The 24,952-nt window shown below is 45.3% G+C and carries 20 protein-coding genes and 1 tRNA gene; 3 read left to right on the top strand and 18 right to left on the bottom strand.

Going from position 1 to position 24,952, the window contains the following annotated elements; translation table 11 throughout:
* Positions 1 to 481 precede the first annotated feature (481 nt).
* Positions 482 to 571, bottom strand: a tRNA-Ser gene (locus XPG1_RS08400).
* A 312-nt stretch (positions 572 to 883) separates the two neighbouring features.
* Here XPG1_RS08400 and ghrA point away from each other — a divergent pair.
* Positions 884 to 1,831 carry a glyoxylate/hydroxypyruvate reductase GhrA gene (gene ghrA / locus XPG1_RS08395; RefSeq protein WP_045958692.1) on the top strand — a complete coding sequence of 316 codons (948 nt, stop codon included), beginning with the start codon at positions 884 to 886 and terminating at the stop codon, positions 1,829 to 1,831.
* A gap of 78 nt (positions 1,832 to 1,909) precedes the next feature.
* Entirely contained in the window at positions 1,910 to 2,452 is a 543-nt protein-coding gene (locus tag XPG1_RS08390; protein ID WP_045958691.1) for a TorD/DmsD family molecular chaperone, read from the top strand.
* A gap of 87 nt (positions 2,453 to 2,539) precedes the next feature.
* Here XPG1_RS08390 and XPG1_RS08385 read toward each other — a convergent pair whose 3' ends face one another.
* On the bottom strand, positions 2,540 to 3,100 hold the full coding sequence (locus XPG1_RS08385) for a lipoprotein (protein WP_045958690.1): 561 nt from the start codon (positions 3,098 to 3,100) through the stop codon (positions 2,540 to 2,542).
* A gap of 203 nt (positions 3,101 to 3,303) precedes the next feature.
* Here XPG1_RS08385 and rimJ point away from each other — a divergent pair, with 203 nt between their 5' ends.
* Positions 3,304 to 3,891 (top strand): ribosomal protein S5-alanine N-acetyltransferase, encoded by a 588-nt coding sequence (gene rimJ / locus XPG1_RS08380; protein WP_045958689.1) that lies wholly within the window; start codon positions 3,304 to 3,306, stop codon positions 3,889 to 3,891.
* Positions 3,892 to 3,896: 5 nt separating this feature from the next.
* Here the strand turns inward: rimJ and XPG1_RS08375 are convergent, their stop codons facing one another.
* From XPG1_RS08375 to XPG1_RS08300, 16 genes are all read right to left on the bottom strand, one after another.
* Entirely contained in the window at positions 3,897 to 4,862 is a 966-nt protein-coding gene (locus tag XPG1_RS08375; protein ID WP_052708274.1) for a serine/threonine protein kinase, read from the bottom strand.
* 23 nt (positions 4,863 to 4,885) lie between these two features.
* Complete coding sequence (tssH, locus tag XPG1_RS08370) at positions 4,886 to 7,519, bottom strand: type VI secretion system ATPase TssH (protein WP_045958688.1); 2,634 nt, start codon at positions 7,517 to 7,519, stop codon at positions 4,886 to 4,888.
* A gap of 68 nt (positions 7,520 to 7,587) precedes the next feature.
* Positions 7,588 to 8,631 (bottom strand): type VI secretion system baseplate subunit TssG, encoded by a 1,044-nt coding sequence (gene tssG, locus XPG1_RS08365; protein WP_436286823.1) that lies wholly within the window; start codon positions 8,629 to 8,631, stop codon positions 7,588 to 7,590.
* A 9-nt stretch (positions 8,632 to 8,640) separates the two neighbouring features.
* Positions 8,641 to 10,515, bottom strand: coding sequence for a type VI secretion system baseplate subunit TssF (gene tssF, locus XPG1_RS08360; protein WP_045958686.1), 1,875 nt, complete (start codon positions 10,513 to 10,515; stop codon positions 8,641 to 8,643).
* A gap of 27 nt (positions 10,516 to 10,542) precedes the next feature.
* A complete protein-coding gene (gene tssE / locus XPG1_RS08355; protein ID WP_045958685.1) occupies positions 10,543 to 11,100 on the bottom strand; it encodes a type VI secretion system baseplate subunit TssE in 558 nt (185 codons plus the stop codon).
* A 98-nt stretch (positions 11,101 to 11,198) separates the two neighbouring features.
* The gene (locus tag XPG1_RS08350; RefSeq protein WP_231853071.1) at positions 11,199 to 12,905 is read right to left on the bottom strand and encodes a type VI secretion system-associated FHA domain protein; all 1,707 of its coding nucleotides are present in this window, start codon (positions 12,903 to 12,905) and stop codon (positions 11,199 to 11,201) included.
* 75 nt (positions 12,906 to 12,980) lie between these two features.
* Positions 12,981 to 13,472: an Hcp family type VI secretion system effector gene (locus XPG1_RS08345; protein WP_045958684.1), complete on the bottom strand. Its 492-nt coding sequence runs from the start codon at positions 13,470 to 13,472 to the stop codon at positions 12,981 to 12,983.
* 150 nt (positions 13,473 to 13,622) lie between these two features.
* Positions 13,623 to 15,125, bottom strand: a complete 1,503-nt coding sequence (gene tssC, locus XPG1_RS08340; protein WP_045958683.1) for a type VI secretion system contractile sheath large subunit — start codon at positions 15,123 to 15,125, stop codon at positions 13,623 to 13,625.
* Between the two features lie 3 nt (positions 15,126 to 15,128).
* Positions 15,129 to 15,659: a type VI secretion system contractile sheath small subunit gene (gene tssB / locus XPG1_RS08335; protein WP_045958682.1), complete on the bottom strand. Its 531-nt coding sequence runs from the start codon at positions 15,657 to 15,659 to the stop codon at positions 15,129 to 15,131.
* A 189-nt stretch (positions 15,660 to 15,848) separates the two neighbouring features.
* Positions 15,849 to 16,934, bottom strand: coding sequence for a type VI secretion system protein TssA (gene tssA, locus XPG1_RS08330; protein ID WP_045958681.1), 1,086 nt, complete (start codon positions 16,932 to 16,934; stop codon positions 15,849 to 15,851).
* A 41-nt stretch (positions 16,935 to 16,975) separates the two neighbouring features.
* Positions 16,976 to 20,689, bottom strand: coding sequence for a type VI secretion system membrane subunit TssM (gene tssM / locus XPG1_RS08325; RefSeq protein WP_045958680.1), 3,714 nt, complete (start codon positions 20,687 to 20,689; stop codon positions 16,976 to 16,978).
* 3 nt (positions 20,690 to 20,692) lie between these two features.
* On the bottom strand, positions 20,693 to 21,937 hold the full coding sequence (locus XPG1_RS08320; RefSeq protein WP_045960580.1) for a DotU family type VI secretion system protein: 1,245 nt from the start codon (positions 21,935 to 21,937) through the stop codon (positions 20,693 to 20,695).
* 8 nt (positions 21,938 to 21,945) lie between these two features.
* Complete coding sequence (tssK, locus tag XPG1_RS08315; protein ID WP_045958679.1) at positions 21,946 to 23,292, bottom strand: type VI secretion system baseplate subunit TssK; 1,347 nt, start codon at positions 23,290 to 23,292, stop codon at positions 21,946 to 21,948.
* Positions 23,285 to 23,881, bottom strand: a complete 597-nt coding sequence (tssJ, locus tag XPG1_RS08310) for a type VI secretion system lipoprotein TssJ (RefSeq protein ID WP_084717354.1) — start codon at positions 23,879 to 23,881, stop codon at positions 23,285 to 23,287. Before tssJ ends, tssK begins: the two co-directional genes overlap by 8 nt.
* 44 nt (positions 23,882 to 23,925) lie before the next feature.
* Positions 23,926 to 24,318, bottom strand: coding sequence for a DUF4150 domain-containing protein (locus XPG1_RS08305; protein ID WP_045958678.1), 393 nt, complete (start codon positions 24,316 to 24,318; stop codon positions 23,926 to 23,928).
* Positions 24,319 to 24,328: 10 nt separating this feature from the next.
* Positions 24,329 to 24,949 carry a DUF3540 domain-containing protein gene (locus XPG1_RS08300; RefSeq protein WP_045958677.1) on the bottom strand — a complete coding sequence of 207 codons (621 nt, stop codon included), beginning with the start codon at positions 24,947 to 24,949 and terminating at the stop codon, positions 24,329 to 24,331.
* Positions 24,950 to 24,952: the final 3 nt, after the last annotated feature.

Genomic DNA, 24,952 nt, shown 5'->3' with positions numbered 1-24,952 from the left:
CTTTTCAATCAAGTCATTTAAATGGGTAGTCATTTATCAAATGACTCTCCATTGTTGTGTGTGATTGACAGTATTTTTGAAATTTCAACTAGGTTCCCCAAGTTAGGCGAGCGACTTCGAATATCTATTAATAACCTCTAGCGTAATACAATAATTATAACCACATATAAAACCTAAGAAGTTAACAGCGGACTGAGAATACTCTTATTTAGTGCAATATGTGAAATCACTTTTTCTTAACCAGACATAAAAAATTCAATAACATTATACCCAATTAACCTGGCACTGTTGCAAATACCGGGGTAGAACAGGACCTTATCGACGGACTATATGATTATTAACAGCGGCTTTTCTTTCCGTGGCGTGCTCCTTCAGCCTGATTGGACACCTCACCAAATTTTGTTTTTTCCACATTTAATAAAAATGCGTTACTGCGATTAAAAAAGCCTGAGCATTTTGTTCAGGCTCTTTCATATAAAGATGGCGGTGAGGGAGGGATTCGAACCCTCGATACGTTTTCACGTATACACACTTTCCAGGCGTGCTCCTTCAGCCTCTCGGACACCTCACCAAATTTATTGTTGCAGTGACTTCTCTAAGCTTCTTCGCTGCAACGGGGCGCTACTATAGGGAAAAGCAGCCTAGGCGTCAACAGGCGGATAAGGATTTTTTCAAGCTTTTTGACTGATTAGACAAATAAAAAACAATTTGAGGGTCAGGCAAACAGCCACGATAGCAAAGAATGCATTTTTGCAATGCGCCATCGTAAATTTGTTAACCGGGTAGCATTATCAATATTTTCATTCCTGTCTTTTTATTGGGCGCTTGCAACTTGCCAGTGATGGGTTAACCCTATCGGAAAAACAAAAAGGAATACGCTTTTATGAAGATCATTTTTTTTCACCCCGCCTTTACGCTGAATGCCGATCAATGGATTCAGGGAATACAAGCCAGATTACCAGAAGCTAACGTTCGTCAATGGGTGAGTGGTGATAACGCACCGGCTGATTACGCCTTAGTTTGGTCACCGCCCTATGAGATGTTAGCGCATCGCAGGGATATCAAAGGGATATTTTTATTGGGTGCCGGTGTTGATGCCATTCTTAAACAAGAATGGGAAAATCCGGGAACCTTACCTGAAGGGGTTCCGCTGATCCGCCTTGAAGATACCGGCATGGCGCGACAAATGCAGGAATATGCACTTTACTCCGTATTGCACTATTTTCGGCGCATGGATGAATATAAACAATACCAGTCACAGCGTCTTTGGCATCCTGTCTCGCCCCATAATCGAAAAGAATTTGTAATTGGTGTGTTGGGGGCGGGGGTTTTAGGCTGTCGAGTCATTGAAAAATTGCAGGAATTTGATTTCACTGTTCGCTGCTGGAGCCGGACGCCAAAACAGATTGATCAGGTCGAGAGTTTTTACGGGAAAGCGCAGTTGGGCGATTTTCTTTCTGAATGTCAGGTATTGATTAATATTTTGCCAGACACACCAGAAACCCGGGGTATTTTAAATCTTTCTTTATTCAAACAGCTAAAACCAGAGTCATATATGATTAATATGGCACGAGGGACTCAACTTATCGAGCAAGATTTGCTGATTGCGATAGAAAAAGGTTATATCGCTGGCGCGACACTTGATGTTTTTGTCGAAGAGCCTTTATCAAATCTCCATCCTTTCTGGACTCATCCACGCATTAATATCACGCCGCATATTGCGGCACAGACAATCCCGGATAACGCGCTGGATATGATTGGTGAAAATATTCGGCGCATGGAAAACGGTGAATCGCCGATAGGTCTTGTGGATATGGCCCTCGGTTATTAGTGACTTTACATCCGGGCCGGTGATTAGGGACAATACCCATATTCATTATTTAGATAAGTTATTGGGATGGATGAGATCATGAATGAATTTTCTATCGTGTGCCGGATTTTGGGAACATTATTCAATCGGGCACCACAAGATCCTGTTTTGCAACCGGTGATCACCATGATTGCTGAAGGAAAATTAAAGCAGGCATGGCCTTTGGAACAGGATGCGTTGTTGGATAGGTTGCAGAAAAACAGTGAATTGTCGGTGATCACCGCTGATTACCAGGCTCTGTTTACCGGCGGATCGGCGAGCGTGCCCGTTTACCGTTCTGCTTATGTTGATAAGGATGAAAGCGAAATACGTGAGTTTTTAGTCGAGCGGGGAATGCCTTTGCCTGAGACGCCGGCTGATCAATTTGGCTTCTTATTATTGGCAGCATCCTGGTTGGAAGATCAGGCCGCAGAAGATGAAGTGCAGGCTCAGATTGCTCTGTTTGATCAGTACTTGTTACCGTGGTGTGGGCAATTTCTTGGTAAAGTTGAAGCTCATGCAACAAGCGGTTTTTATCGAACGCTGGCAGTGATAACACGCGAAGCGTTGCAGGCATTACGTGAGGAATTAGAATCAGAGTGACAACGTCACGTTAAGGGGCGGTGCGGATACAAAATAAAGGCAGATGGGATCACCATCTGCCTTTATAATTGCTGATTAGCAATACAATTATTGAGTCAAATCAATCACCAATTTGCCCGGTTTAAGGGTCAACCCTTTGGCTAATTTTGCAGCCATAGCTTCTGCTTTGCTTTTTTCAGGGTTCAAAGTATAAACCGGATGCGTGTTAAAGAATTCACTTAAAGACGTATTCAAATACGGAAGTAGGGCGTTAATGGGCGCTGTCATTTTTTCGGGCGTGGCTTGATAACTTATGATTTCCAATCCGTGAATGAAAATAGCGCCTTTTTGGGGATCAAATATGGGTCTGGCTCTCATCGTTAAGTGCATATCAGCTTGCACGTTTCCAAATAAGGACACTAATTGCACGTTGGCAAGCGCCGAAAGTTCCATTTTTTCTGGATCCTGACGCCCAATCTGACTGGTTAATTCCCCGAGTGTAATCTTGGCTGTAGTCATACCGGGTAGGCTAATTTGCTTTTGATAATGCACTTTTTTCAATAAATATTCATTAAGTAAACCTTCATTGATACTGACTTCCTTGAATTGATCACACCCACTGATGAATCCAACTAGTATCAACATCGCCCCTAAGAAAAACCGTCTCATATTGTCTCCTTCTATGACTAATGACATTTTGTACTGGTGAAATAGGCAAAAATAGCGGTAAATTTTTTGCCATTTTGAACGTAATTTGAAAATTAAGATAGGAAGAGCCTCGGTGATGATATTTTTTATTATCGAATGATGAAAAAAAATTTCACAGGCGCTAAATTATTTAAACATTTTCAATGCCAATATCAGGAGCAAGCATGTTTGGTTATCGTTCTACATCTCCCAAGATTCGCTTTATGACGGATAGGATGGTTATTCGTGTGGTGTATGAACGGGATGCTTATAGGCTGGCTGAATATTATGCAGAAAATAAAGATTTTCTTAAGCCGTGGGAGCCGACAAGGGATGGGAGCTGTTATCAGCCTTCTGGATGGACGAACAGGTTGAGTTATATGACGGAATTACAACGGCAGGGGGCTGCATTTCATTTCTTGCTCTTAGATCCTAATGAAAATGAAATTAGGGGAGTGGCTAACTTCACCAATATTGTACAAGGCGCGTTTTATTCTTGTTACCTCGGCTATTCTTTAGGGCAAAAATGGCAGGGGCAAGGGTTAATGTATGAAGCACTGCAGCCGGCAATCCGTTATATGCAGCGTTATCAGAAAATGCATCGCATTATGGCCAACTATATGCCACATAATCATCGTAGCGGCAATTTACTGAAGAAACTCGGTTTTGAGCGGGAAGGTTATGCCAAAAAATATTTAATGATTGATGGCGTCTGGCAAGATCATGTACTGACATCATTAACAGATGACTCATGGGGGAATGTGAATAGATGAGTGGGTTAGCGAGGGTCAGAACTGAACAGGGTTGCTTGATTATTGAAGCTTGATTGTTGAAGCACGGGTGAAAAAAGGGTGATGAACTCAGGAATGGATTGCGGGCGTTCTGCTGGATTGATTGCCAGTGCTTTATCAATCGCCTGCAGGAACGACAAAGAGTACCCTGCTGGACGCAGTGTGGCCAAAGGTTGATAACGATCCTCAACATTGCGCACAATACTGACCGGGGGGGGATGGCCCACAATCAACGTATATAACACCGCCCCTAGCGTATAGATATCTGTCCAGGGGCCTTGTTGGTTTTCTTCATTGGCTGTGTATTGTTCAATGGGGGTAAAGCCGGATCGGAGGGTGATTTCGGTCTCATCAGACAAGCATTGCGTGGTTTTGTGCGTAGTACCGAAATCCAGCAATATCGGTGATTGATTATCCCGGATTAAAATATTGTCCAAAGAAACATCACAGTGTAAATAATTTTGTTGATGGAGCATATCCAGTGCACTTAATAAAGGAAACAACATCTGATACAGCCAATGTTCATTGATGAGATGTGCATGTCTGACGCTGAATTTATTGAGTGTCACCCCCTGATAAAAGGGCGTTGCAATGTAGGCTGTGCAATTCTGTTGCCAGAAATGCAGAAAACGGGGCAGGCAGGGGTGTTCAAAACAGGACATTAAGTGGGCTTCGTGGATAAAATTTTGCAATCCCGTCTGAAACGGCTTTTCTGACTTTTTTTCTCGTAAGGTGAGTTTCATATCCCGTCGGCGTATGGCAAAAGCGAAGGGCATATATTCTTTGATCGCAATGGATTGTTTACAGTGATGATCCCAAACGCGATATACAATACTGTCTTCGCTTTTGCCAATGACTTTTTCGATTTCAAACCCATTAAGGCAGTGTCCGATTGGCAGCGTATAAATAAGCCTAAAGTTGCCATCGGATGGATTTTGATGAATGTTCTGCAAATTGATCGTCTCTTAGTCGTCTTCTAATCTGTGAATTGAAATTGAAACTCACCTTGCACCAGAGAGACCTGAAGCTGGTGATACTGTTTATCCTGAGCACTGGCAGAAAGCAGTTGCTGGCTGATTTGTGGTAGCAGGGTATTGGTCAGAATCGCATCAACCATCCGTCCGCCTGACTCAATTTCAGTGCATCTGCTGACGATATGTTCGACCATAATATCATCGAAGGTGGCTGTAATAGTGTGATTCTCCAACAGCCTTTTTTTAATTCTGTCTAATTGTAAATGGACAATATTTGTCATGACGTGATCACTCAGCGGATAGTAAGGAATGACCAGTAATCGCCCTAACAGGGCGGCCGGAAATACCTGCAATAACGGTTTACGCAACGCATTACTGAGTTTTTCTGGATCGGGATAAGTCTCTTGTTGAGTGCAATACGCGCTGATCAGATCAGCGCCGACGTTGGAGGTCAAAATAATAATGGTATTGCGAAAATCGATGTGGCGTCCTTCACCATCCTCCATCCAGCCTTTATCGAAAACTTGAAAGAAAATTTCATGTACATCCGAGTGAGCCTTTTCGATTTCATCCAACAATACCACACTGTAAGGCCGGCGACGCACCGCTTCTGTCAGCACACCGCCTTCGCCATACCCGACATAGCCGGGAGGTGCTCCTTTCAGGGTAGAGACCGTGTGGGCTTCCTGAAATTCACTCATATTAATGGTGATCAGATTCTGCTCTCCACCGTATAACGTTTCGGCAAGAGCGAGAGCGGTTTCCGTCTTACCGACACCAGACGGGCCACATAACATGAAAACGCCGACCGGTTTGTTGGGATCATCCAGCTTCGCGCGTGAAGTGCGGACACGTTTTGCGATTAACTCTAATCCATGATGCTGACCGATGACACGCTGGCTCAGTGTATCCGCTAACTGTAATACGGCGTCGATTTCATCTTTGACCATGCGATTGAGGGGAATGCCTGTCCAGTCAGACACAACAGAAGAGACAATATTGCTGTCTACGGCCGCGAAGATAAGTGGCTTGTCGCCTTGTCGGGCTTTCAATTGTTGTTGCAATTCGGACAATTCAGCGTGTTTTGTTTCAACATCATCATATTGCTCGGTGTGCAACTGAGTTCGCAGCGAAATGATTTTATCGATCAACTCAAGCTCTTGCTGCCAACGTTCTTGCAATTGTGCTTGCTGTGTTTCCAGGACAGAGAGTGCGTTCAGGATCGTTGCCGAACGTTGCTTGTCACCGATACCGACTTTGGCTTCCCGTTCGACAATCTCCAGCTCAATCTGTAAAGCCTCGATGCGGTGACGACAATCTTCTAACTGAGGGGGTTCGGCATGCTGGCTGATGGCCACTCTGGCACAGGCCGTATCCAGCAGTGCTATCGCCTTGTCTGGTAATTGACGGGCGGGGATGTAGCGATGTGAAAGACGTACAGCAGCTTCAACCGCTTCATCCAGTAAAAGCACATGGTGGTGGCATTCCAGTGCGTTGACCAGGCCGCGCAGCATCAGCACGGCTTTGGTTTCATCAGGCTCATGAATCTGAACCACTTGAAAACGGCGGGTCAGGGCAGGATCTTTTTCAATATATTTTTTATATTCAGACCAGGTTGTTGCGCCAAGAGTACGCAATTGACCGCGTGCCAGAGCCGGTTTCAACAAATTGGCGGCATCTCCCGTTCCTTGCTGGCCGCCGGCACCAATTAACGTATGGATTTCATCAATAAACAAAATGATGGGGGTTGGACTGGACTGCACTTCATCGATCACTTTGCGTAAACGAGATTCAAATTCACCTTTGACCCCGGCTCCCGCCTGCAACATACCGATATCCAATAACCAAAGCTGGACATTCTGCAAAGGCGGGGGAACATCTTTCGCCACAATTCTTAAGGCCAGTCCTTCAATCACCGCAGTTTTGCCTACCCCGGCTTCCCCGGTTAACAGGGGATTATTTTGGCGGCGACGCATCAGAATATCAATAATCTGACGAATTTCTTCATCACGTCCTGATACAGGATCAATTTCACCACGACGTGCACGGGCAGTCAGCTCTTGCCCATATTGTTGTAAAGAGGATTGTTGTGAGGGTGTGTTTATCGCTGTTTGGGCGGTGCCGCCCTCTACGCCAGTTGAAGCGATACGGGTTTGCGCCTCGTCACTATCGCTGCAAATGTCATTAAAATTGTCGAGTAAAGTATCGGCATTGATACGGTCAAACTGAGAAGAAATGGATTGCAGTACATGACGTAAATGAAACGTTTTTAATATCCCTATCAGTAAATGCGCACTGCGAATTTCATTCACACCAAATTTAAGTGAGCCGTAGACCCAGGCACGTTCTACCGCATTATCAATATGTTCTGAAAGATCAGAGATGGCACTGGCGCCCCGTGGTAAACGATCCAGCGCGATGACAATGTCTTTCGTCAGCGTGGCTTCATCCAGTGAAAAATGACGGATAAGTTGCTGGAGGTCACTATTTTGTTGCTGCATCAGTTGATGCAGCCAGTGAATTAATTCAACGTAGGGATTACCACGCAGCTTACAAAAGGTGGTAGCACTCTCTAACGCGGTGAACAGGGTACGGTTAAGTTTGCCAAAAAGCACCGAACGACTAATTTCTGACATAGCATAGATCCCGTGGTGTTATTAATGAGGTATTGTTAACGAGAAGGTTATTAACGGCATGAATCCCGTTAAGGGGCGGGCGTATAAATTAAATCCCCGCGATGAGTGGGGTGTTCAAGGCGACCAAGCCAACTGTTCAGTCCCAGTTGCGTTGGTTCAGATAGACGAAGACCTTTGACATCTGATTGGTGGAGCGTTAACCGGACGTCCCAGGCGTATTCAATCCCCAGATATTGTTGCACCCAGTCAACGAGTTGTTTTGACTTAGACCCTCCCGGCAAAAACAGGGTGTATTCCGTCATATTGAGTGGGCCTAATTCAATGCGGAATTTATGTTGGATATCATAGAGCGCGCTGCCTAAAAAGGCCGATTTTCCTAAACGAGGCCGGTTACGTCCCGCTGCTAATTGAGCCTGATCCTGTATGCCGATCGCCAGCCATTGAGGAATATTTTGCACAATTTTTAGCGGAATATTGAAATAATAGAACAAGATTTTTTCTAACCCTTCCGCACTGTGCCCTTGACGGGATAAATGGCCGGAGAGTGCATAACGGGCATGATCATTGATGGTATCCGGCTGTTGTTGGGCGGGTAATCCCATACCGACCAAACAGGCGAGATAATGGCAAAAGCGTTGATTATCCTGACGATCGAGCGATATGGTCGGTTGGGTATTCGCCCAGGCTCGATAGAACAACAGTATTAACCGGTGATGAAATAAATTGGCGAATGCGTTTAACGTCGGGTCTTGATAATTGTATTGCCGCGAATAGGTAAATTCGGTGATATGCAGTGGCAACGGACCGTTAGGGCCGAACAAACCAAAGCTGTAGATAAGCATGTCATACAGTTTTGTGTTTGTGCGCGGTTTTACGTCGGCAATGGTTGAGGGGGCGAAAATCATGGAGGCTTTTTGCCCCAACCGCAGCAGGTCGTATTTCGGTAGCGGGGCAGATCCTAGCAGGTAATATGCCCCGGATTGGGCATCTATACGGCGCAGGGTTTGAAATAAATCGAATTGCCAGGGCGTTTGGGTCAGTTGCTGCCAAAAGTCATCTGGCAAACGACAAACACGATGAATAGAAATAGCATTCTCTTGATTCATATTCATTTTTTTCTTTTATAGCAATTTCTTGTTACCCATGCGGGCAGGCCAAAAACCGATATTGCCACGTTGCTGGCTATACAGTGTCACTTCTGTCAAGGCGTTCATCGTCACCAGACGTGCAAAGAGCCTTTCCAATACACTGCCCAATAACCAGGGGCTGGTTCCCGCAAATTCTTGTTCATTCACTTCCAGCCGAATGCTGACACCACGGGCGAAAACGATCGGGCCGGGTTCGGGAACCCGCCGGTAAATGGTTTTTAATGTACAATGGCGGATGCCATTGATCTGGCGAACGATGGCGGGTTCGGCGAGGTTGGCATATAAACTTAATAATTGCCGCAATGCCTGCGCCCCTTGCTCGTCATCTTTATCCATAAAATTGAGATAATTAAGCTGGAGTTGACTGATCAGTTTCCAGGAAGCAGCGCCTTGTTTCAACGCTGAGCGTGGAATAGAGGGTCTTTTGAGAAAGGCAATGTGGTTGATGGGAATCGAATCCAGCATGGCGAAATTGTCGAGATCTTTCTGACGCAACATGGCGGATAAATCACGGTTGGTACACATGACATCCGCGGTCAGGAATTTCAGCTTATTGGACCACGGAGAGTCGTGTTCATCAACAATGGAGACAAAGGATTCGGTGCCGACATAACTGGTTCGTGTCCCGTAATGACGAGCATGTTCAGATAAAATACGCGGCTCACGACGCACGGCAAAGTAAGCGCCGTAATTGTTTTTATCATTACTGAATGTCGACCAGAATGGCCGGAATATTTGGGTTTCTTTACGTTTGATATCTGCACCGTGCAGACGTTGCACTGAGAAAATTTCGTAATCCAGTGGACGGGTATTATCGACAACCAGATGGTATTCTTTGCTATTTTCTTCCACCGAGATACGTTCAGTGATTTTGGGAAACAAATTAATCACCGGTGTGCTGTTTAGCGCCAGATAAGAGGCATCAACCAGTCGTTCCAGATCGGGATCGGTTTTATCCAGCAGCAATACCAGTTCAAATTCACTCTGTTCTGTTGTCTGTTTCAACCAGGATGCCATGTGGCTGATACTGAAAAATTGAAAACGAGCCGGAAACGCAAAATACTCCTGGAGTTGTCGGTAACCACTAAAATGGCGGGGATCATTAGGGAGCAATGACTGGTCGTCATCAAATCCCTCATGGTGTGGGGCAACATCAGGTAAGAGGTGGTATTGGGGGGTGTCACCCAGTGTCTGACAGAGTATGCCGACAGAATGCTCCATAATCAGTTCTAACAATTGCTGGGATTGAGTATCTGGCCCTGAAAGAAAAAAGACCAGTTTCTCGAGATCCAGTTCATTGAGAAAAAATTTTCCCTGGCAGCCAATGCGAATACGCAGAGCACTGACCGCCCCATATTGATGAAGATTCAGTGCCATCAGCGGAAGATTGGCAGGAATTCGGCCAAGTTCAACGTGTTTCAGAGACAGTGGCTGTAAGGTGACATCTTGCGTGGTGGAATAGTGGAAATTGATACCATCCTTTTTCAGGGTCTGGCAGTGCATGATCGTGCCACGGGGCACGAGAAACCCGTGACTGATATCGCCTTTACTGATATCTGGCTGGAGTTCGACGATAGCCATTGAAGGCGTGGGAGACAAATAGTTCGGATACAGCATCTCCAGTAATTGTTCAGAAAAGCGGGGAAACTCCGCATCCATTTTTAATTGAATACGGGAAGTCAGAAAAGCAAAACCTTCCATTAAGCGTTCAACATGGGGATCAACAACATCAATGCCATGCATACCCAGACGATTGGCAACTTTTGGGTAAAGCTCCGCAAATTCCTTGCCCATTTCACGTAAATAGACCAGCTCACGGTTATAATACTCAAGCAGTTTGTTATCCATCCTTCCTCCCGTATGGTCAGCTCAAGGTTATCCGGCTTCTTTGATGGTGAAATAACCATTTTCCAGATCAATATCACTACGGAACAAGAATTCCAGTGGGCGAGGAACACACCACAAAAACCCTTTTATTTCTACAGATAACGTATTGTAGAGTGTCAATGAATGGGTATCTGAAACACAATGCACTTCCAGTTCATCGGGAATAATACGGGGTTCAAATATGTGAATAGCGCTAATGATCCGATGCTGGATATCTCCCCATTCGATTTCGGAGATGCACTTGCCTGACAAGGGAGGCAAACCAAAGTTATAAACGGACTGGCGAATGGCTGGAAATGGAGTGAGATCGTGTTCAAATTCACTATTAATATTGTTAAATAACCATTGCAAATCTCTCAGAACACTTTGTCGTAACACACTGTGCGATAACATATAGTTGTTGACGGCTTCCTGTTTTTTATCGGGTTCATTATCGATAAGCCGATCAAAGAGAGAAGGCAGCATCCTGTCTTTGGCCGTCACGCGTGTCGCGTTATTTCGACTGTGATAGCCGTCATGTAATAAAGCGATATTGTCGTCGTTCATGGATTACCTATTCGCCATTATGCGTGTGAAAGAGGTGGAAATAACATTAGGAAAAATAGGGGCAAGTGAAAAGGATGGTCTTGCCCGGATCAGGGGATTTATCTTTTTTGCGTGTTTTTATAACGATTAACTTCGGCTTCATAGGCTTGCAAGAAGTTTTCACTCAACAGAACAGAATCTTGCTCAAATTCATGGATTGTCTTTTGATAATATTTGCTGAGGTAATCCCACATGGCGGCTTTGTTGGTGGATAATAACGACAAACGTGGCAAGCAATCGTCTTCCCGGGCCTTTTGTTCAAGGATCGCAGGGTGGAACTGGTGCAATATCTCCGCCGCCGCAGCACGCACGCCTGCCATCATGCCCGATTGATGAGCTTGTAATTCGAGCAGAATATCCCGGGTTGCCTGTTCAAGTGGCATGAGTCCCGGGATATGACCATTAAACATCAGCGCCAGCACCGCTTGACCAGAAGGTAAAAATTTAAAGGGATTATTGGTGTGAGTCGGAAATTGTGTTTCGGTTGCGTTTGTGTCGTGTTTCAGTTGGTTACGGGAAGCGTTCAGTGTGATGATGCCCTGAGTTAACTGGCTGATTAATAGCCCTAACTGATACATCTGCGCTTCATCAAATTGTAACTGGTTTGCCCCTTTTAGCCCCATCCCTTCCAGTAAGGCGGCCAGTAATGCTCCTTCCAGTTTGTCATTATTCGTTTGTTGCGGGGGGCTTTCTGTTGGCGTTGGCGCATGGCGTGAAGTATCCCGCGAAGATAAAGGTGATGCTGGCGTTTCAGAATAAACCGGGTTATCCGTGGAGGATGTCATTGACGGAGGCGTGGTTTCTGGTGATGCCACGGACTGAAAGAGATCAACGTGTTTAACCGAAGCCGATGGCTGAGAAATAGATTCAGTCTGAGGTTCGGTAATTTCTACCTCATTGACGGCGCTTAGAGGGACAGCGTTATCCAGTATCTGGTTCAGAAGCGCATCATTTTTTACAGATTGTGCCGGCTTCACATGTTTGTCGGCAAATAATTTGAGTGGGTCCGTTTCCTGTTTTTCATCATCGTGCTCATGGCTTGGCTCCTCACGGGATAACAAGGCAGTCGGCGTCGGATCATGGAGGATATTTTCCTGTTGAAACGTGCTATCTGACCTGAACATGGCAATGGGATCGGTTGCCCGTAGCTGGAGCGAGTCAAGATTGATTGGAGTTTCTATTTGCGCCAGAGGATCAATGGGGTTGCGTTCTTTATCGTGTTGGTCTTTTGTCAGAGGATGATTGTCATTCAAGTCTGGCTTTATCTGGTTTTGGGTCGACCGATGTGGATCCGCGGAAAAGGGGTTATCCGGTGTCGTGAACATGTGTTCGAGGCCGTCCCAGACTTCGTTGGGGATCCCGGTTTGATTCACGTTCGAATGGTCAGTATGGGAAACGGGTGTCGTGCTCTGTTGTGATGAAGGATTGTTTTGTGATGAATGATTGTTGATATCAGTAAGCTGAATCTGATAGTCACCGATGTTCAGTATATCGCCATCACGGACTTCAATCTGGCGATCGGGCGTCAGAGGGATGGTGTTCAGTAACACGTCAGAAGACGAGCCTTGATTGTTGATCCGACACTCTCCGTCGGCAGAAATGGACACAATCACCTGCAATCGGGCAATCGCCAGATTTTCATCCGGTAAATGCCACGTATTTTCTGGACTGCGGCCGATTGTGCCGCCCGGAGGAGAAAAGTCATAACTCAGTTGAGAGGGTCGGTTAGAACCAGAGTTTTTAACAATGGTGAATCTCATAATCATGGCTATCGTTCTTATTGAAGAGATAACCTTCCTGTGAGTGCCCACAGGAAGGTTATGATGTGTGATTTAGGTGAGTTAGCCGGCCTGATTGGTATAAGAATCCCACTCATAGCTGACTTCAGCGCCTTTAGAGCCTGAAGCATACTCTTGAGAGAAGTAGCTTTCTTTGTATTTTTGAAAGGCAACGAGAATGGAAACATAAAAACCTTCTTCTCCGTATGCCAGGCTGGACTTGGCTATTAAAGCGTTTGTCAACGCTAGTGTGTACCAGGTTTCTTGTTTACCACCTTGTCGGCGTACGTTGAGTTTTATTTCCTTGATATGTGTTCCTTTGACGAGATACTGGCGTAAGGTGATAGCTGATTTGTCAAACAGCAGATCCAGCGACAAGCCGGAAACGGCTACAATACCGGCTCCCAGCCCGGAACCTTGGGTGTCCTTGTTAACACGGTTAACGAGTTCCAGTGAAAACGTTTTGACTGAAGTCCAGTCTTTGAACGCACTATCACCTGACTCACCTTTTATATCAGTAAAGTTAATAAATGCATCAATGCTTGAAGTAGACATAATGTTCGCCTTATAAGAGTTTCATAGGTTAAAATAATCCAATAATTGTATATTGGGCTGTGCATAAAGAGATTATGCATATTGAAATAGAAAGCGTGAAAGAGGGGGTTTTGGGACTAAATAGATAAGATTTTTTTCAATTTGTGGGTGTTATGCTCCTTTTAATGATGGTAATTTTGAAACTAAGCGTAGAGACACCGTCAGCCCTTCCAGCTGATAGTGGGGGCGCAGGAAAAACTTCGCCTGATAGTAACCGGGGTTACCTTCGACGTCTTCTACCTGCACTTCGGCGGCTGCCAGCGGTTTCCTGGCTTTAGTTCCCTGTGATGAGTTGACGGGATCGCCGTCGACATAATTAATAATCCAATCGTTGAGCCAACGTTCCATATCTGCACGTTCCTGGAAAGTCCCGATTTTGTCGCGCACGATACATTTCAGATAGTGAGCAAAACGACAACAGGCGAATAGATAGGGTAACCGGGCGGCGAGATTGGCGTTAGCCGTCGCATCAGGATCGTAATATTCCGCCGGTTTTTGCAGTGATTGCGCACCAATAAAGGCAGCCATATCGGTGTTTTTGCGATGCAGTAATGGGATGAAACCATTCTTCGCCAGCTCCGCTTCACGGCGATCGCTAATGGCGATTTCCGTGGGGCACTTCATATCCACGCCGCCATCATCGGAGGGAAACGTGTAGCAAGGTAAGTTTTCGACAATCCCGCCGGATTCTACCCCCCGGATAGATGTACACCAGCCATACAGCTTAAAAGACCGATTAATATTGGTGGCCATCGCATAAGCCGCATTGGCCCAGGTGTAATTGCCGTGCGTCGGGCCTTCTGTATTTTCTTCAAAATTGAAGTTATCGACAGGATTGGTGAGCGCCCCATAGGGCAGGCGAGAGAGAAAACGTGGCAGGGCTAATCCGATATAACGAACATCTTCGGATTCACGTAAACTGCGCCAGGGAGCATATTCCGTGTTTTGAAAAATCTTAGTGAGATCCCGGGGATTGGCTAACTCCTGCCAGGATTCCATTTGCATGACACTTGGCGAGGCGCCTGAAATAAAGGGGCAATGTGCTGCCGCACTGATTTGCGACATTTGCCGCAAAAGTTCGACATCCGGCGCCGTATGGTCGAAATAGTAATCTCCCACCAGACAGCCAAACGGTTCGCCACCAAATTGGCCATATTCCGCTTCATAGATTTTCTTGAAAATTGGGCTTTGATCCCAACTGATCCCTTTGAAGCGTTTTAGTGTGTTACTCAATTCCTTTTTGGACAGGCACATAACCCGGATTTTCAACATTTCATCGGTTTCCGTGTTATTGACCAGATAATGCAGACCGCGCCAGGCGCCTTCCAGTTTCTGGAATTCCTCATGATGCAGAATATGGTTCATCTGTTGCGATATCTTGGTATCAATCTCAGCAATCAAGGATTGGATCGTGCGATAGGTATCACCCGAGATAGTAACCGTATTCTCCAACGCCTGCTGTGCCAGTGTTTTTACCGCATTTTCTACTGCACTGCGGGTATGATCACTTTGCGGACGAAACTCTTTATTCAGCAATGTGCTGAGTTCATCAGGGGTATACTCTTTTGATACCGGTGCCTGTTGAATTTGAGTGTCTTGTTCAGTTGAGCTCATCGGTTACTCCTTATCTTCAGTGCCTTCTTCTGAAGCGTTGTTTTCTGGATTTGGCGCTTCTGCCAGGGATTTCAGTAGGGCGGGGTTTTGCAATATTTCGGCGATCAACTGTTCGGCGCCGTTTTTACCGTCCATATAAGACAGCAGATTTGCCAATTGGGTGCGGGCTTCCAGCAATTTAGCGAGTGGCTCAACCTTTTTTGCGAGGGCATCAGGTTGAAAATCTTCCATCGTGTCAAAGGTTAAATCGATATTTAGCTTGCCTTCACCCGTCAGCGTATTTTCAACCTGAAAGGCGGCACGGGGTTTTATGGAACTCATGCGCTCATCAAAGTTGTCAACGTCAATTTCCAGAAATTTGCGATCATTGACATCAGGTAAGGCTTCTACAGGTTTTCCCGCCAAATCAGCGATAACGCCCATGACGAAAGGTAATTGAACCGCTTTATCCGAACCGTAAAGTTCGACATCGTATTCAATTTGTACGCGGGGAGCGCGATTCCGTGCTATAAACTTTTGTCCACTGGATTTCATAACAAATTCTCCGTTACTGGCTAGATATGACTAACCCGATAGCTTAAGTTGATACCCTTTTATCCCTTTCATCCTTCAGACGATGTTGATTCATCCCCGCGCAGCGAGGGTGAATAAGGCTGACTTAATTGGGTATATCGTGGGTATAAGAGAGGTTCTGATGAGAATACGGGTTGATGACATAAAACCTCATGAATCTATATCCGTATTCTTGGGGCGACCGAAAATATTCTCGATCTGATCTAACCCTTCTGGCACAAGGTCATAGATGATTTTAATAAAATCACTGTCGATCAACCGTAGAATACGGTCAATCATCATCGGTGCCGGATGGCTTGGTTCATGTTTAAGAAAATAATCTTTGGCTTTTTCCAATAAAATACGTGCATCATCACGGCAACTGACATCGGCTTCGTACCAATGAGCCAACCTGACCTTGTCAGTACGTTCAGGGATAGCGGTTGTTGCTGTCGTTTGTTCTGATGCGGTTTTCTGTTTGAGAAACGATGCCTCTCCAGCGACGTCTGAATTTGCCGTGTTTCCCGGTAACGTGATGTCTGATGTATGCGCCCGATAAAATTCAATGAGGGTATCCAGCAGTTTTAAAAACTGCGGCATATCAGGCACATGACTGTCAGATAAATGATGGCGGATAATATCATTCAGCGCAGTCAGTTGCTCACGGATCGTGGTGATTGCCAGAATCTCAGCACTATCAGATTGCTTTTCCAGTTCAACGATCAGTCTGGAACGTCCGCCGGTATACCCTTTAACGTCTGTGACCGTACCGTTAAGTAATGAACAGACATCCAGCAATGATAATTCTGTTGAAGCACTTTTCAGAATAATCGAGTATTGCGCTTTGATCGTACACGGAGAGCCATCTTCAATGGCTGCCAGCGTATTCAGGCGAAATACATGGTCATATTCACCATTAAATTCTAGCCTTGGCCATACTTCTTCCCAATAACGTTCCAGGATTTGGCGCAGTAAAGTTAATCCGTCGGCATACCCCTGCAATCCACGCAAATTTAGCCAGGCTTGCATTAGGGCGATAATGACACGCAGATCTTTGGCGCGGGACAAGAGGTGAATCGCGTGTTTTTCCACTTCTATCCAGTTAGGCGATTCAGCAGGAATGAGGAGATCACCAAATTGTTGTTCTGGTTTTTCAATCAATATTTGTTCTAATGTCAGAAATTCATCATCGTATTCGAGGTTTTCCCCGCAGGGAGAATCCGCCCTGATTGGGGTGAGTAAGGCATCAATATTCATGGTATTTTCAGCTTATATTCAGTTCACAGAGGAAAGGGTTATCAGGCTGCTTTTAACAGTGCCAGATTTGGACAGAAAAAAGCCGGGAGTTGAAACGGACTGAAAACACTGTTCGGGGTAAATTCCAGCACGACATTATGCCCATTGACAGTAAACATGGCTTGTAAACCCATATCATCAGTATGGATTTGGCTATTCCAGACCCGTTTTGCGCGATTGACCAGTCGGTTTAAGGCCCAAAATCCAGATGTTGATAAACTGGCGGTTGTCCCATCACTTAAGTTTAATTGAATGCGAACCTGATTCGTTTTGGCCGGACCGGGCCAGTCGATCAGTTGGGACAGTAATGGGCCATGACTGTATTTTAATGTCTGCCCATCGACATCCAGTATCATGCTCAATATCGTGTTATCCATGCTGATCGGGCGAACCATGACATGAAATAAGGGTGTCGGGGTGCCGCGAGTAAATAATGTATCACGGATAATCTGAGCCTGCTGAAAAGGCTTGAGCAACGCCTTGCCGCCCGGCAGCGGTTTGCCATTGATGCCGGGCATAAATTGCCATGTTGGTAGTGTGGTATCGACTTTACCTTCTAAATTTTTCTGAAAAAAACTGTCCATTAAACCGGTTCCGGGGGCAAACATGTGCGCCATATCATCAGGTTTGATCTCCTGTTGTGCGACCGGTATTAACGGATAACGGTTGGCAATCGCCTGATTGCAGAAATTGCCGATTTCAGCGTCGAAGTGTTTACCGACATTTGTCATATCACTGAGCTGAGTATCGCTGCTGGCACCGACGGCAAGGGAAAAAATCATGTTGTTAAATGGAATAGGTAAGCGCTCTGATGTTGCTTGTAACTGCTCGATAATTTTATTGTCAGGCAGGGGCATCCCGGTGTCGGTGGCATGTTGTACCGACGTTAAGTATTGATATAGCTGACTGATTTCATTGATTGTTTGATCAAAAGGGATCGTTTTACTGTTTTTGTTTGCTGGTTTCGCCAATGCGATAATTTGGGCAAAATGCGTATCAACTTCTTGCTCAGGCGTTGGCTGAGTACCATTTGACAGTATTTGGTGAGTGAGCTGTTGTGGCACCGGTTTGGGCGATAATCTGGTTAAATTACCCGATTGGCCTTTCACGAGCTGACTGAGTTGTCCGACTTTATTATTCTGCTCACTCAGTGCGACATTTTTACTGACATTAATGAGAAGATTGCGTAAAGGTGAATCAAAAGAAGATAGCAGTCGGGCGGTATTGGCTCGTTGCTCTAAGCTATCGATATTTCTCAAACGGATATCCGCCAGAAACTTATCCCATTGGTAGATATAATCGTTGATATAAAACTGCTTAACAAAGGATTTGATCTCCTTATCGGTCTGTTTTTTGGCATAATCCCCCAGCACCCAACTATCTTGTGAATACAATGTCTTTAGAAAAGTACTGAGATTTTTTTCGATACCGGTCTGATAACCGAGCGGGGTGAACATCCCCGGTAACCCTTCTGTGATTGGCGTGCCGCTGATGCGTGAGAAAACCAGCTCAGCCTGAGATCCCGCCAGTGTGTTCAGATTGACTGGCGTTAAATTGGGATCATTGATTAATTTGTATTTTAAATAGTTATAAGCACGTTGTGCGGGTGGCGTTCGGCTGATGAAGGCTTGTTTTTTTTCGACCAGAGCATCATCACGAATAAAGGGTGAGGTGACAACCTGGTTATTCAGCAACTGGCTGATATGTTCATCAATTTGTTGTAATTGTTCTTGCGTAGTTTCGGCTTTTAAGTGGGTTTTTAAATATTGCATGATCCAGTCATGCAAAAATTGGCCATCATAATGTTTAGGCTGATATAACATTTGATACGCCTTTAACGTATTGTAGGTTATCCCTGCGTTATCATTATCTGCCTCTGCGATATCATCGCTGTTTTCGCCATCTTGCCTGTCATCATTATTATTGTCATTTTCAATATTCTGATGCAGTTGGTGAGTAATGATGGTGGCTATTTGAGGCAGCAATAAGGTTTGCAGCGCTTTTCGATACAGCGATTGGCTGGCATCATTGACCTGCTCACCGGCATACAATCCCATCTTATAGGATAAGGGGGGATCGTCTAACGAAAAATAGGCGCTTTTATTTAACTGAGCCAGACTATTTAAAATGGGTAACAGGGAATAAATATCATCAGCATGATGATTTAATTCATCGCCCTGTTGCACAATAAGCGGAATTTTGCTTTCTACTTCCAGCAGATAATTTTTGTTATTTTCATAGCTGGTTAAAAGTAAATTAGTCACTGATACCAGTATCGAAACTGAAATAATATAGCCTAAGCCATCCAAAAGATATTTTCGATACATCCACCAGCGGTTATAACCGGCGATGCCAGCTTCCTGAAAAATCGTCTCCAGTAAATTTTTCAGGAAATAGGTTTCCCGGGGTGGGGGGGCGTGAATAATGCCTTTATCATTCCCCCATGACATCGCGTCACTATTATTATCCGTGGGTAACTGAAAACGATGATTCAGTTGCGTCATCACCGTGTCTAAGGGAACCCCTTCCTGCGTTCCGCTGGTGAAATAGAGTCCCCGTGGATAGTAGGGGGTTTCAAATCCTGATGTGGCGAATACGATGTCGAGGTATTGTGTGATTAATGGACGCAACGCCGCAAATTCTTGCGGGAACAGGTAACTTTCAGCACATTGCCGTGCATGGTGCCCATTTAACAGAATTGAGGGCAATTCAGCATCCAACCGTTGTTGCAATTGGCGATATTGTTGTTCAAAAATGTTATGCAGATCAAAATCCATCTTTTTATCCCACGGAAAATTAAACCCCCAAATTTGCTCCCGGGACTTTTTGTCAAGATGGGCGAAATAAGCACTAAACCCTTTCAATAAATCGGTTTTAGTGACCATCACATAAATCGGCAGTTGGATCTTAAGTTGTTCATGTAATTCAGAGAGACGCCTGCGTAACAGATAGGCTTGCTTATCCCGTTTTTCAGCCGAAGGATTGAGTAAATCTTCCACACTGATCGTCACAATGACCCCATTGAGCGGTTGGCGTGCCCGATATTTTTTCAGCAACCGGATAAAATTTTGCCATTCATCAGCCGATTGCCGAGGAAAACTATTTTGTGTGATATAGCGACCGGCGGTATCGAGTAAAACCGCTTTATTGGTCAACCACCAGTTGCAGCTATCCATGCCTTTCATACTGTGCAGCGCGGATTTACCCAAATAATCCGATAATGGAAAATGCAGACCCGAGTTCGCCAGCGCGGTTGTTTTGCCTGAGCCGGGGGCGCCAATGACCAGATACCAGGGTAATTGATAAATATATTGGCGGTTAAAAAGGTTCAGCCAGCCTGGTTTTTTTTTGTGATATAAACCCGAAAAATAGGCTTTTTTCAGTAACTTTGCCGCCTCTGAAAAACGCTCTGCCAATGTAATATAACTCTCATGCTGCTTATTTTCTGTCTCCGCCTCATCCTGAGTGATATTCAATTGGTGAACGATTTTTCGGTTAAGCCATGAACGATATAACCGAGGGATCACCTGACCTAAAAGCCAAACCAAAAAGAAAAAAGCAATGGTTATGATTCGGGCGAAATGCGATGCCAAAGGCACTGTTTTATTGACGGAAACCAGAGGCCCAATAAACCAGATAGCAAAAGACGTTGCTGTTATTCCGAGAAAACTCCACGTTAATCTGCTGGTAATGATAGCGAGCAGGACATTCAGCATATTTTAGTTTCCTGACATCGTGTGATTGAGTGGGGAAGCTAACAGTGTGATTTCGACTCGTCTGTTTTTGGCCCGGTTACTGGCAGTATTATTGGGTACTAAAGGGTCATTGGCACCTCTTCCTTCTGTCTGAATTCTGTCAGGTTGGTTCAGATAACGTTGCAGCGCTTTTTTGACGGATATCGCCCTGGCCAGCGATAACGCATAATTGGAGGTAAAACGCGAATAACCGGAATGGATAGGAACATTATCAGTATATCCGACCACCAGAATTTTTCCGTCAAAATGATTCAGTGCCTCAGCGATGTGCTTGAGAACCGCCAGATAACGATTTTCGATCCGTATCGAACTGGATTTGAATAACCCGTCGCCTTTTAACGTGATGACGCTTTTGTCCGGCATCTCCGTGATATGCAATAATTCCGCATTGATGTCCTCTTGTAGCAGTCGGTGCAGCGTCAGGGACGGCGTTATCGCGGGCAACGTATGATCACTGACGGTCACATTGGGTAAATTGGTCTGGTAGATTTTTGCCAACACGGGATTGAGGGTGTCATTCAAGCGAAAATTGAGTCCGATATACAGGATACACACCAAAAGGCTTAAGATGGTCGTCGAAATCCATACTGACAGAGAAAAACGCCAGGATTTTCTCGGTAGGGTAATCGGCTGTATTTTTTTTGATAACGCAATGGAATGACTTCCTTTGACTGAACGTATTAACTGAAACAAGCGTTGTTTTACGGTATCCAGTTGGGTGCGGCCGTTATCCATGACACGATAGCGTCCTTCAAAGCCAAGCTGGAGACAAAAATTAATCAGTTCTAAGAGAAATAAGTTATCGCCGGGGTTTTGTGACAATTTGGCTAATAGCTGGAAAAATTTTTCGCCGCCCCAGGTTTCATTGTGAAACGTGACCAGCAGACCACTTCCTGACCATACGCTGCGCAGCCCCCAGGGAGTGAGTGCTGCGGCTTCGTCCAATGCGGTGCATAAACAGTAGCGTGCACCAATGATCACTTCATAGGGCAGTCTGGCATGTTGACACGCCACTTCAAAGTGCCGGATTTCGTTGATGAGTTGCTGACGTAAGTTGGTAGGATCAGGATGAGAAACCGAATGCCGAATCTGAGGGATCGTATTTAATAGTGGATTAGCGGCGGAAACCAAGGGGTTATGATGGGGCTCCCCAGTCAGCACATCATGTTCCGTTTTCTGCTTTTCTTGAGCCCTTTTCTTCTGCGTCATTGGCTTCATTACCTCGATTTTTCTTGATTACGAATCGCCCAAAATTCGATATTCAAACCAGGAAACTCACCGGCCAGATGTAATGCAAAGCCACTGGATTTTTCCATCTGTTTCCACATTTCTCCCTCTTTTTCCAGTTCGAAATAGAGATAACCTGAATGCCAGGGAATTTGTCTGGGGACAGACGGCATGGCCCGCAGAGGAATACCCGGTAATTGCAACTGAACCAATTCACGTATGCGGCCAACGGGCGCAATTTTCATTTGTGCCGGAAAATTACTCGCCAGCATCTCATTGGCGATGTCAGCGTGGACGGCCAGAATAAAGCTGAACATCGAGATCATCCCGGCATCGGGTAATGTTGCGATATTCAGACCGTGAGAATATTCTGTTAATGGCAACTGGATAGCATGTTCTTCCAGGATAATGGATAACCCTTGACGCAGCAGGAACATGAGTTGATTAAAACACTGGGTTAAATTGTCATGATCATAAAGCGGTAAGTGCTCTTCGGGGACCCGGTTTTGGGAGAATGTCGCCAGCTCTGTCGCAAACTGGAGCCATTCACTGAATAACCGTTCTGGATGCAGTAATGATAAATGCCGTATATGCGCCACTTGACCGCTATAGCGGTTTAAAAGTGACAGTAAGAGAAAGTCCATAATCTCAGAATCATTGTAGCGCCCCAACTGGAGCAGACGCTGGCTGATCTGTTGGCGCCGTTGTTCCAGTAAATCCTGTATATCATTGATAAACCCTGTGATTTTCGGGTTGGCATGGCAATTGAGCAGGGCAGGAATAAAAAGCGAATTAAGGTGGAGTTTTTTGTCACTCGTTTTATTCATAACATGTACAATGTCCAACGCCGTCCACTCCGGCGTTAAGTCAGACTCCAGCATCAGACGCAAACGCATTTTTCCGAACTGGATTGCCGCGCTACCGACGGACATCGCGTTAAAATCATTGACTTCAACTTCAACGCTGATAAAACGCGCCAAAGAGTCACTTTTTTCACTGAAAATGACTTCTTCTTTCCCCCGGCGAAATGTCGGCAAGGCCAAAACAACGCGGCTGTCTGACTGATTGTCACTCAGCTTCAAGGGCGTAGGGGCATGGGTGGCATCAAAACTAAAAGGTGTTCCGTCAGGAAAAATACCGCTGGCCGAGGTCAGGCTGACTTTTCCTTGATTCAGTAATTCTTGATCCAATTCCAAGGTTAAAAAGCCCCAATAATAAGGCGATTGTGCTTTTCCCCAATCACGAATATAGGCTTCCAGATAATTTTCAGCCTGCTGAAAATGATGAGGGCGTAAAAACATTCCCTCTGTCCAGATAACTTTTTCTGTTTTATTCATTATTTTTTTCAACTCCTGCCGCACAACTTAAATTACATTCTTTAATCAGAGTTAAACCTTGAGGAGTGACTTTTACGCACACATGTAATTCGTCAGAAGGAGAACGCCAGAACTCATAAAAAGAAGGTTTTTCCGGTACAGGAACGGGAAATGAAGTACGCCACTTCTTACCGTTCAATATTTTATATTCAGCGACGAGTCCGATGTAATTGGCCTCCGGTAGATTCTTTTTCAATAAACAGTGAGTAGATTGGGAAGGTCGTATAAATAACGATCCTTCATTAACCAGTTTATCACCTAATACATCTTTCGCATTATTTTGCAGCGAAAAAAAATCGGCAGCCATAAATTCTTCACTTGCTCTCAATAAAAACAGATCAATTTTTATCGGAGCTGAATCATTTATTGTCGACTCAGTATTGAAAATGAATTTATAAGCCGGCAATTTTTCCTCTGATGATGAACAGCCGGTGATTGTCGCCATCACGATAATCATCAATATTGTCGATAGAAAAATGCTTTTCCGCCGTAATCTGATGGGATTGATTGTTTTTAAACAGCGTTCCTTTAATAAAAGGGATATTGTCATAATATTCGCCAGGACATATTCAGACGTCAACACGATGTCAGGTGTCAGGAGGAGAGAATAAGCACCTTAGTTTGGCTGGGGACAATGCGACACCCCATTGCGTTCGTTGAATTTTGCATCGTGGAACTGGATAACCGAGTGGCGGGTGTTCCTTTGAGCAAAACAGAATTGGCACCCATAACATGACGGGCGGGTCCCATGACTGTACCGGAAGCGACCCCTCCGCTGACACCGGGATTATCGCCAGTTGTTAGGGGGATATTGGTTGCCATATTATGCGCCGGACACCCCGCAAACAGGACACTGAGGGCATTACTAACCCCCATCGTACCTTGAGCCATATTGGGATAGGGTATGGGTACAATGGAAAACATCGGGGTCAGACAAACATCCGGGGCGGCCATATCCATCCCACCACTTTGAGTATTCGCAAACATGATTTTCCTCTTATCCGATATGAATTTGTTCTGCATCGATTTTGGTGATGGCTTTTGCGGTCACAATCGTTTGTTGACCATGTAACCGGGCATAGCCTTCGGCCTTCATATCCAACTGACCTGCATGAACCTGCTCTGTTTGTGTCGTATGGCGAAACAGGCGGTGACTCAGTTGGGTGACTGTTTTCCAGAGCGATTCAAACTGATTGCCGACCAGACGGGTAACGGAAACCCAGGCCGACAGTGATTCGCCGCTGTACTGCATTTCATGGATATGGCAATTGCCATTATTCGCGGTGATAGTCAGCCCATCGCTGTTCATGCTTAAATTTCCCTGTGAGGTAATTAAAAGATCACCGGGGACGTTGATTTCAGCGACCTGCTGTTGTTCTGTCCGTTCTAATATGGCTAATATCCAGAGCTGGTGATTGATTTTCGTCATGAGTACGGTATCCCCGATACCCGGTGTCAGTAGGCAACTTGCCGCTTGTCGGCAATGCCATCCCCGCTTGTTTTCACTTTCTGCCATAAAGCCGCCATCATGGAGAATATTCACGATCTGGCCTGTCATTTGCTGCAAGGGTTCAGTGGGTAGGGGGGATGAGGGAAGCGCATAAGCAGTCTTGGTCATTTT

This window comes from Xenorhabdus poinarii G6 (assembly GCF_000968175.1).
GTDB classification, from domain to species: domain Bacteria; phylum Pseudomonadota; class Gammaproteobacteria; order Enterobacterales; family Enterobacteriaceae; genus Xenorhabdus; species Xenorhabdus poinarii.
This window is presented reverse-complemented; position numbering and strand designations above follow the sequence as displayed.